Here is a 9429-nt window from a genome sequence, read left to right on the forward strand (position 1 = left end):
GCATGCAGGCCACGGCAAGCTCTCCTGACGCGGCTTCGCCGGCCGTCGCCGGGCGGCGCTGGCCGCGGCGCCTCGCGTGGGCCGCGCTCGCGCTGCTGCTGGCGCTGGGCGCGGCCGAGCTCGCGCTGCGCGTCGGCCTCGGCGGCGCCACGCTCACGCCGCAGGTGTTCGAGCCGAACGACGGCGTCGCGCGCTACCGGCTCGCGCGCGGCCTGCACACCCTCGCGTACCAGTTCGGCCGCACGGTCACGGTCTCGACCGATGCGGCCGGAAATCGCTTCACGCCGGGTTCCACGCCAGCCGTCGCGCCAGCCGCCGCTGCCCCGTTGCGCGTCCACCTGGTCGGCGATTCGCAGGTCTTCGGCTGGGGCCTGTCCGACGATGAAACGCTGGCGGCGCGCCTGCAGCAGCGGCTCGGCGCCGGCGTGCAGGTCGTCAACCACGGCGTGCCGGGCTTCGGCCCCACCGACTACCTGGCCACGCTCGCCGGCCTGCCGGCCACCGAGCCGGTGGTGGTGGTGCACACCGAAGAGAACGACACCTGGGACGCCTACCGGATCTTCCGCAATGCGCACGCCACCTGCGGCTACGTGACCACCTTCAGCGCCGAGGCCACGGCCCTGCGCTGCGCCTGGATGAACCTGCGGCTGGTGCAGTTCGGGGCCGAGCTGTGGGACCGCTCGCAGCGCAGCGAGCACCCGACGCCGCTCGGCTTCAGCGCGCAGTCGACGGTGGCGGCCACGGTGCTGAACCAGCGCATCGCAAGCGGCTACGCCGACCAGCGCCGCCAGCGCGACGCCGACCTGGTCTTCGCGGTCGTGCCCTGGAAGGGCCGCTTCGACCTGGAATGGCGCGCGCATTCGCTGCCGTCGCCGCGGCCCGACGTGGCCACGCTCGACAGCCCCTTCCCCGACGCGACCCAGGCCACGCACCTGCTGGCCGCCGGCGACGGCACCGCGCCGCTGTACCTGGACGGCGATTCCCACCTGTCCCCCGCCGGCGCCGAGCGGCTCGCGCTGCTGCTGACGCCGCTGGTCGAGGCGCGGCTCGCGGCCCACACGCCGATCAATCCCCCGGCCCACGCAACCGCCGCCCCGTCCGCCGCACCATCGGCCGCCCCATCGGCGCGGCCCCCCCAACCCTGAAGGAGCCCCCGAATGAACCAGCGCGCCTCGCAAGCGGAACTGCTCGGTGCCAGCCAGGCCCGGGTCGCCCAGGTGATCGACCCGGTCGACTGGGAGCACTTCTGCGCCGAGTACTGGGACCGCAAGCCGCTCTACCTGGCCGACGGCAGCGACCGCTTCGCATCGCTCGCCGATGCCGCGACGCTGCGCCGGCTGGTCGAGAGCGGCACACCGTGGCAGTACCGCCGGCTGCCGGAGATGTACATCGACAGCGGCTTCGTGCCGCACGAAGACCTGGTGCACGAGTACATCGACATGGACGGCCGCGTCGCCCGCGCGCCGCGCCTGGACCGCGTGCGCCAGCTGCTGCTGAACGGCGCCACCGCCAACTGCTTCGGCCAGGAAGCGCACTTCCCCGAACTGATGGCGCTGAAGCTCGCGTTCGCGCAGGCCTTCTCGGCCGAGGTCGAGACCAGCCTGTTCTATTCGCAGAAGGACCACCCCGGCCTCGCGCCGCACTACGACTGCGGCGAGATCTTCGTGCTGCAGATCTCGGGCCGCAAGCGCTGGTTCGTCTCCGACCAGCGGCACGTCAACCCGATCGTCGGCTACGGCGGTCCGGTGGCCTATGACGACAAGGCGCCGCACGCGACGATCGAGCTCGAGCCCGGCGACCTGCTGTACCTGCCGCGCGGCACCTTCCACCATGCCTGCGCGCTGACCGAGGAATCGCTGCACACCAGCGTCGCCATCAAGATGCCGAGCTACCTCGACCTGCTGCAGGCGCTCGCCGGCAACGCGGCCGACCTCGACGCGATGCGCGACTACCTGCCGCTCGGCGGCCCGGCCGCCTGGGCGGATGCGCGCGTCGAGCTGGTCGAGCGGCTGCGGGGCGCCACCGCCTTGCCGGCCTACGGCGCGGCGGTGCAGCGCCTGCTCGGCCGCCGCATTCCGGCGCGTTGAGCGGGGACTGCACGATGCTCGACGAACTGAGACAGATCATCGCGGCGCGCAGCCTCGCGCCGGTGCCGCTGGCCGCGTTGCGCGAACGCTTTGCCGACGGCTGGCAGCCGGGCCGGCCGGCCGAGGCCGTCGACTTCGCCGAACACCTGTGCCGCCTGGTGCGCGGCACGCTGCGCCACGACGACCTGCCCCAGGTGGCACGCGCCGCCGGCCCCTGCGAGGTGGCGAACCAGGGCGCGAACGCGCTGATCGAGTTCATCGCGCAGCTGCCGACTGCGCTGCGCGACGAGATCGATGCACTGCCGCAGTTCCGCACCGAGGTGCTGCGCCCGTGGGACGAGCCGGTCACCGACGCCTACGTCGGCCTGTGCAACCTCGTCCACGACGTCTGGGCGCACCTGCTCGGCCCGGAGCAGCCGGCCGATGCCGGCATCGCGCGGCAGCTGCTGCGCCTCGCACCGCGCCACGCGCTGGACTACGGCGCCGGCGCCGGCCACGTCGCGCTGCTGCTCGCGCTGAACGGCATCGCGACCGACGTGGTCGAGATCGATCCGGTGAAGCGCCTGTTCCTGCAGCGGCGCGCCGCGCGGGCCGGCGTGGCCCGGCTGGTCGGCCCGGGGATGTCGCGCCTGTCGTATGACATGGTGCTCGCGCTGAACGTGCTCGATCACCTGCGGGCACCGCCCGAGTGCCTGCAGCAGCTGGCCGAGCTGCTGCCGCCGGGTGGCTCGCTGGCGGTGGCCGCCGAGTTCCCGCAGGACGGCTGGCACCAGGGCGACCCGGCGGCCGCCGACGCCTGCGGGCAGTTGCTGGCCGACCGCTTCGAGCCGCACCGCGCTGGTGTTGGCAATGACGATGACGATGCCGTCGACCCGCCGGTCGACTGGTTCGACGTCTTCATCAAGCGCGACGCACAGCACCCCGGCAACGCCGGCTCGCTGCGCTGCCCGCGCCTGCACCCGCGGGCGCGTTGGCAGGCACCGCCCGACGGCAGCGACCCGACCACCCCCGGCGTGCTGGGCGCGACCGCGTTCTACGCGCTGCCGTGCGCGCTCGACGCCGACACGGCCCGGCTGTGCGACGCCTTCGACGGCCGCCGCCCGCTGGCCGAGCTGGCCGAGGTGCTGGAACTCGAGATCGACACGCTGGAAGCCTTCTGCAGCTTCCTGCATTCGCGGCGGCTGCTGACGTGGCACGGCCACCCGGCGGCCGACCGGCCCCTGCCTCCGTTCCTGTCCCCGCTCTTGTCCCATCACGACGATCACAAGGAGACCCCGCCATGTGGAGCACTCACCTGAGGAATGCGGTCACGCGCGCGCTGCTGCCGCTCTCGTGGCGCATCGATTCGCAGCACRCTGCCCGCACGCTGAAGCGATTCTCCGAGGTCGAATTCGACAGCGCCTGGCAGTACCTGAACGCACTCGGCCACACCCGCGTGCCCAGGATGCAGCTGATGCTGTTCGAGAACCTGCTCGAGGAGATGGAGCATTCCGACGGCTTCCTGGAGGTTGCGCACAAGCTGGCGCGCGATCGCTTCCAGGGCGGCTCCGGTTCGCGCAGCGTGCTGGTGAAATCGGCGAACGACATCCACTACTTCCTCGCGTTCGCGCACGAGAGCGAGAAGGCGATCTGCGCGCAGTTCAACGGCTATGCGCGCGCCTGCAGCCACCTGCCGGCCGCCGCCGAGGTGTTCCGCGGCATCGCGATCGACGAAGAGAAGCACGAGCGCGAGGCGCGCGCGTCGCTGCTCGCCGTGGTCGGCTCCGAGGCAATCGTGCGCCGGCTGGTCTGGAAGGTGAAATTCAAGAAGGCCTACGCCTCGTGGCTGCGCGGCAGCCAGCACATCGGCGATGCGATATTCACGCTGTGGCTCGGCGCGGTGTACCTGCTGTTCGGCCCGCTGCTGCGCTCGTACTGCGCGGCCCGGCTGACGAAGAGCACGCAGGTGCAGGTGGCCGAGCCCGCCCAGAACCCCTTGCGACCCACCCTGGAGAGTTGAGATGGCCTTGGCAGAAGTATCGGCATTGATGCAGGACCACGACGCCGACCTGGTCGGCGCGGCGGCGCGGCTGCGCGCGATCGCGCCGTCGGCGCTCGGCGTCGACGACCTCGCGTCGTACAGCTGGCTGGTGAACCACGTGATCGGCGAGAAGGGCGGCGACTGGCCCGGCGCGCGCGCGCTGCTCGATGCGCTGCCGGCGCTGCCCGGCCCACCGCCGGTGCTGCTGCGCAACCGTGCGGTCGCGTATGCGATGAGCGGTGCGGCGCTGCAGGCCTGGCAGGCCGAGAGCGAACTCGCGCAGGCGCTCGCCTGCGGCCCGGCGCTCGCAGCCGCCGCGGTGCGCCTGGGCACCCTGCAGCACCTGGCCGGCACCGCCGACCCGCTGCTGGTGGTGGCGAGCCTGCTGCCTTGCGTGCAGGCGCTCGAAACCGCCCCGGCGGGCGGGCCGGTGCTGCCGATGGCGGCGCGCGCGATCAACAACACCGTCTCGGCCTGGCTGGAACGGGCGCAGTCGCCCGCGTCGCCGGCGCGGGTCGATCCGCTGGTCGGGACCGCGATGGGCCGGGCCGCCCGCTGCTGCAAGGCGATCTGGCTGCACGCCGGCACCTGGATGCAGGTGGAACGCGCCGACTACCTGGTCGCGCTGGTGGCCAACGCGGTCGGCGACTGGGCGGCGGCGGCGCAGGCCGCGCGCGACGGCATCACGACGATCGAGGCGAACGGCAGCGAGGAGGTCGACCGCGCCTTCCTGCTGGTCGAGCTGGCACGCGCCCGCTACGGGCTGGGCGAGCCGGCGGCGGCGGTGAAGGCCCGCGACGCCGCGTTCGCGCTGGCCGAGCGCTTCGACGAACCCGGGCTGCGCGAGTGGTTCGACCGCAAGGCGGGAATGCTGCCGGAGCGGTCACCCGCGCGCGCCGCGTAGGCCCGCGGGGCGTTCTTCTTCTGCCGGCGGCGCGCCCTGGCGCGGCAACCCGGCCCACCTGACTTGGGAGGTGGTCACGGCCATCCCCCGAGCGGAGCGCTGCCCACCTCGCAGTGGCAGCGGATTTTTGTCAAACCCTGAAAAGGAATCGAGATGGCAGAAAACATCGAAGTCAACGCCCCGGCCAAGAAGGCCTCCCGCAAGCTGAAGACGCTGGTGTACGCCGGCCTCGCGACCGGCTTCGCCGGCGTCTGCAGCACCAGCGCCGCACTGCATGGCAATGCCTCGTCGCATGGCCAGGCGATGGTCGACTGGAACGCCGACACCTTCACCGTGCAGGTGAAGCCCGGCGAGAAGGCGGCCGCACCGGTCGCCACCGAGAAGGCGACCCGCTAAGCGCGGAGCGTCGCGCCGCGGCCTCCTGGTGGGGCGGTCGCGGCGCCTGCTCGTCACCGATGCTCCCCTCAGCGATGTCCTGTCCGATGCCGTTTCCGATGCCGTTGCAGATTTCTTCCGAGCTGTCGCCCCAGTCCACCGCGCTGTCGGGTTGCGTGCTGGCCCTGCCGTCCGCGGCCGCCCACGCCCGGCTGCGGGCCGCGCTCGCGCAGCACCCGCGCGACCACCAGCTGTGGTGCGCGCTCGGCATGCGCCATGCCGCCGACGGCCACGCCCGCGACGCGATCGGTGCGCTGCAGCAGGCGCTCGCGCTCGCGCCGGGCCACGTCAAGTCGCAGGCCTGCCTGGGGGTGCTGCTGCACGGCCATGGCGATCCGCTCCAGGCGGCCGAGGCCTACGACCCCGCCGGCATGGTGGCGCGCAGTGGCCCGCTCAGCGCCGACCCGGCCGCGATGCGCGCCTTCCACGCCGAGCTGACGGCGCACCTGTACGCGCACCCCAGCCTCACCTGGGACCGCGCCGACAAGGCGACGCGCCACGGCTGGCAGACCGGCGAGCTGCTGCACGACGACGCGCCGGTGGTGCGGCGCCTGCAGCGGCTGCTGACCGACAGCCTGCTGGCGTTCCTGCAGGACGACGACGCGGACGACGGTGCCGCCCCGCTGCACGACGCGCAGGCACTGGCCAACGCCGGGCTGCGCGTGACGGCCTGGGGCGTGATGCTGCAGTCCGAGGGCTACCAGGAGCTGCACATCCACGAGGCCGGCCTGGTGAGCGGCGTGTACTACGTCGACGTGCCGGCGATGACCGGCCCGCCGCACGCCGGCTGCCTGCGCTTCCCGACGCACGTCGACTGGCTGCTGCCGGCCGCGCCGCGCCCGGCGGCGCCGGATTTCATCGTGCAGCCGGCCGCCGGCACGCTGGTGATGTTCCCGTCCTTCCTGTGGCACGGCACCGTGCCCTTCGTGGCCGGGCATGACCGCGTGTGCATCGCGTTCGACCTGACCCCGACCCCGCCGGCTTCTTCTGCTTGAGGGACCCCCATGCCGCTGAATGCGCACTTCCTGGACATCGCCCACCACGCCTTCGACCCCGGCATGGGCACCGAGCACGCGGCGTTGCTGCTGTACTCGATGGTCCGCATGCAGCGGCCGAGCTCGGTGCTGTGCGTCGGGCTCGGCTACTCGACGCTGTTCGTGTTGCAGGCGCTGGCCGACAACCGCACCGAGGCGCAGCACGATGCGCGCATCGCCGGCGGCACGCTCACCGACCCGGCGCGCCACGAGGTGCTGCACCCGGGCTACGACCATGCCGGCCATGCGGCGCACCTGCACGGCATCGATGACTTCTCGGAAGACGAGCCGCGCCTGCAGCGCTTCCTGCAGATCCTCGAGCGGCTGAACCTGTCGCCGCTGTTCACGCTGCACCGCTGCCGCTTCCAGGACGTGCAGTTGCCGGCCGAAGCCGGCCCGTTCGGCTTCATGTGGCTGGACTGCGGCCACCAGCTCGACTACCCCGACCTGCTGAACCGCTTCTGGCCGCTGCTCGACGCGGACGGCGGCCTGGCGGCGATCCACTACACGCATGTCGATGTCGACGTGCCCGATGGGGGCGCAACCGCCAAGGTCGTGATCCCCGGGCCGTGTGCGAACGCGCTGCGCCGCCAGCAGTTGCAGGCCGGCATGGGCGCGGGCTTCGAGTTGCTGTCGCTGGTCGAGCCGCACAAGCACCGCCAGGGCAGCGTGACGCTGCTGCGCCGGCTCGACGAGGTCGACGCCTGCCGCCCTGCCGGCCTGCAGCAGGAGCAGATGGCGATGTACGGCAGCAGCCCGCACGACCTGATCGACCTGAACCGGCGTTGAGCATGGCGAGCGTGCGAGGGGCATCGTGGATCGCCGTCGTGTCGTGGTGGGTGTTGGGGTTCGGGTGGTCGAGTGCCATCGCGCAGACCGCGGCGCCCCCGGCACCGCCGGCACGCCAGCAGGCCGGCACATCCGATTGCGCGATCGTGCTCGATGGCCGCGCCGACGAGCCCTGCTGGGCCGCTGCGCCGGTCTACGGCGACTTCAGCGAGTACAGCCCGCAATCCGGGCGCGCGCCGCAGGTGCAGACGCAGTACCGGTTGATGCACGACGCCGACGCGCTGTACGTCTTCGTCGAGAGCCGCGACCCGGATCCCGAGGCGCTGCGCTACGCCTGGTCGCGGCGCGATCGCGTCGGCAAGGACCAGGACCAGGTCACGCTCTACATCGACCCGATCGGCAAGCGCTCGTTCGCGCAGCTGTTCCGCGCCAACCCGGTCGGCTCGGTCTCCGACGGCACCTACAACGAGGCGAGCGGAGAGGAGAGCCTGGACCAGGATTTCGACTTCAGCGTCGCGACCGCGCGGGCCGAGGGCGGCTGGACGGCGGAGTTCCGCATTCCGTTCAGCAGCCTGCGCTACGGCGAGCGTGGGCAGGTCGACACCTGGACACTGCTGGTCACCCGCAACCGCCCGCGCGAGCAGCGCTACCTGTACACCTCGGTGGCGCTGTCGCGCTACTCCGACTGCTTCCTGTGCCGCAACCCCGCGCTGGGCGGCCTGACGCTGCCGGACGCGCAGGCCTACGTCAACCTGACGCCCTACGTGCTGGCGGAACGGCACGACCGGCGCAGCACCGGTGCCAGTGACGAACGCGGCAACACCACGCGCGCCGGCGTCGACATCAAGGCGCGCCTGGGGCCATCGTGGTTCGTCGACGCCACCGTGAACCCGGATTTCTCGCAGGTCGAGATCGACGCGCCGCAGCTGTCGGCGAATGCGCGCTTCGGCATCTTCTATCCCGAGAAGCGGGCCTTCTTCCTGGAGGGGGCCGACCTGCTGGACACGCCGATCCCGCTGGTCTACACGCGCAGCATCGCCGACCCGAAGTGGGGCGCGCGCCTGACGCGGCGCAGCGAGGGCAGCGACTGGCTCGCGATCGCCACGCGCGACAGCGGCGACGGCGCGGTGCTGTACCCCGGCACCTGGTCCACCGTGCCGCTGGTGCGCGACGTGACGGCCCAGGCGCTGATGGCGCGCGGCCRGGTGCGCCTCGGCGAGCAGGCCACCTGGGGCGCGACGCTGAGCCTGCGCGACGCGGCCGACGACGACCGCAATGCGGTGGTCGGCAGCGACCTCTCGTGGCAGGTCGACGCGCGCCACAAGCTGCGCCTGCAGATGGCGGCCAGCGACACGCGCGGCGATGCGCGCGCGCGGCTGGAGGGCCTTGGGGATGGCGACCTCGGCGCCGGCCACGCGCTGTTCGCCGACCATTCGTTCTACGGCGAGCACACCGACACGCTGCTGACGCTGGAGCGCATCAGCCGCAACTTCCGCAGCGAGAACGGCTTCATCGCGCAGGCCGGACACCAGCGCGGCGAGCTGTCGGTGACCGAGCGGCTCGGGCCGCTGGGCTGGTTCACCGACATGAACCCCTATGTCAGCGTCGCGCAGGTGCGGGCGCTGGAGGGCGGTGTCGTCGCGCAGACGCTGCACCCGGCGATGCTGCTGCTCGGCCCGTATGCGACCGGGCTGCTGGTGGAGCTGCATGCCGACCGCGCGCGCGCCGACCAGGGGCTCGCGCTGCACCGGCTGCCGCAGGTGCTGCTGAGCCTGAAGACGAGTCCGAACGCGACGCTGACGCAGCTGCAGCTGGACGCCGAGCTGGGCAGGCGGCTCGATTTCGCGACCGACCAGGTCGGCCCGGGGCAGCGGCTGCTGGCCGATCTGCAACTGCGGCTCGACCGGCGCACCGAGCTCTCGCTGCACTACAACCGCGAGCAGATCGACTGCAGCGACTGCAACGGCGGCGGCCGGTTGCTGACCGACACGACGCAGCAGCTGGTGCTGGGCCACAGCCTGTCGGCGACCAGCTGGCTGCGGCTGATCGTGCAGCGGCTGCGCACCGAGCGCGGCGAGTCGCCGGGCGGCAGCGCCTCCGACAGCCGGCGTTCGGTGCTGTCGCTGGTGCTCGCGACGCGGCCGTGGCGCAAGCTGGATG

9 protein-coding genes are annotated in these 9429 nt (G+C 72.5%); all 9 read left to right on the forward strand.

The annotated features are described in order from the left end of the window. A partial coding sequence (locus AC1D1T_RS26575; RefSeq protein WP_477992809.1) for a hypothetical protein occupies positions 1–1145 on the forward strand: 1145 nt, incomplete at its 5' end. Positions 1146–1157: 12 nt separating this feature from the next. Then, complete coding sequence (locus tag AC1D1T_RS26580; RefSeq protein ID WP_477825910.1) at positions 1158–2087, forward strand: JmjC domain-containing protein; 930 nt, start codon at positions 1158–1160, stop codon at positions 2085–2087. Between the two features lie 14 nt (positions 2088–2101). Then, positions 2102–3385 (forward strand): class I SAM-dependent methyltransferase, encoded by a 1284-nt coding sequence (locus tag AC1D1T_RS26585; RefSeq protein WP_477825911.1) that lies wholly within the window; start codon positions 2102–2104, stop codon positions 3383–3385. After that, positions 3367–4086 carry a ferritin family protein gene (locus AC1D1T_RS26590; protein WP_477992810.1) on the forward strand — a complete coding sequence of 240 codons (720 nt, stop codon included), beginning with the start codon at positions 3367–3369 and terminating at the stop codon, positions 4084–4086. Before AC1D1T_RS26585 ends, AC1D1T_RS26590 begins: the two co-directional genes overlap by 19 nt. 1 nt (position 4087) lies before the next feature. Continuing rightward, the gene (locus AC1D1T_RS26595) at positions 4088–5011 is read left to right on the forward strand and encodes a hypothetical protein (protein ID WP_477825913.1); all 924 of its coding nucleotides are present in this window, start codon (positions 4088–4090) and stop codon (positions 5009–5011) included. A 153-nt stretch (positions 5012–5164) separates the two neighbouring features. Then, positions 5165–5407 carry a hypothetical protein gene (locus AC1D1T_RS26600; protein WP_047508236.1) on the forward strand — a complete coding sequence of 81 codons (243 nt, stop codon included), beginning with the start codon at positions 5165–5167 and terminating at the stop codon, positions 5405–5407. A gap of 86 nt (positions 5408–5493) precedes the next feature. Next, complete coding sequence (locus AC1D1T_RS26605) at positions 5494–6441, forward strand: putative 2OG-Fe(II) oxygenase (RefSeq protein ID WP_477825914.1); 948 nt, start codon at positions 5494–5496, stop codon at positions 6439–6441. A 9-nt stretch (positions 6442–6450) separates the two neighbouring features. Further along, positions 6451–7269, forward strand: coding sequence for an O-methyltransferase (locus tag AC1D1T_RS26610; RefSeq protein WP_477825915.1), 819 nt, complete (start codon positions 6451–6453; stop codon positions 7267–7269). Between the two features lie 2 nt (positions 7270–7271). Next, the coding region (locus tag AC1D1T_RS26615; protein WP_477992811.1) for a carbohydrate binding family 9 domain-containing protein at positions 7272–9429 on the forward strand (2158 nt) is incomplete at its 3' end.

Source organism: Rhizobacter sp. P2_H3 (assembly GCF_056403355.1).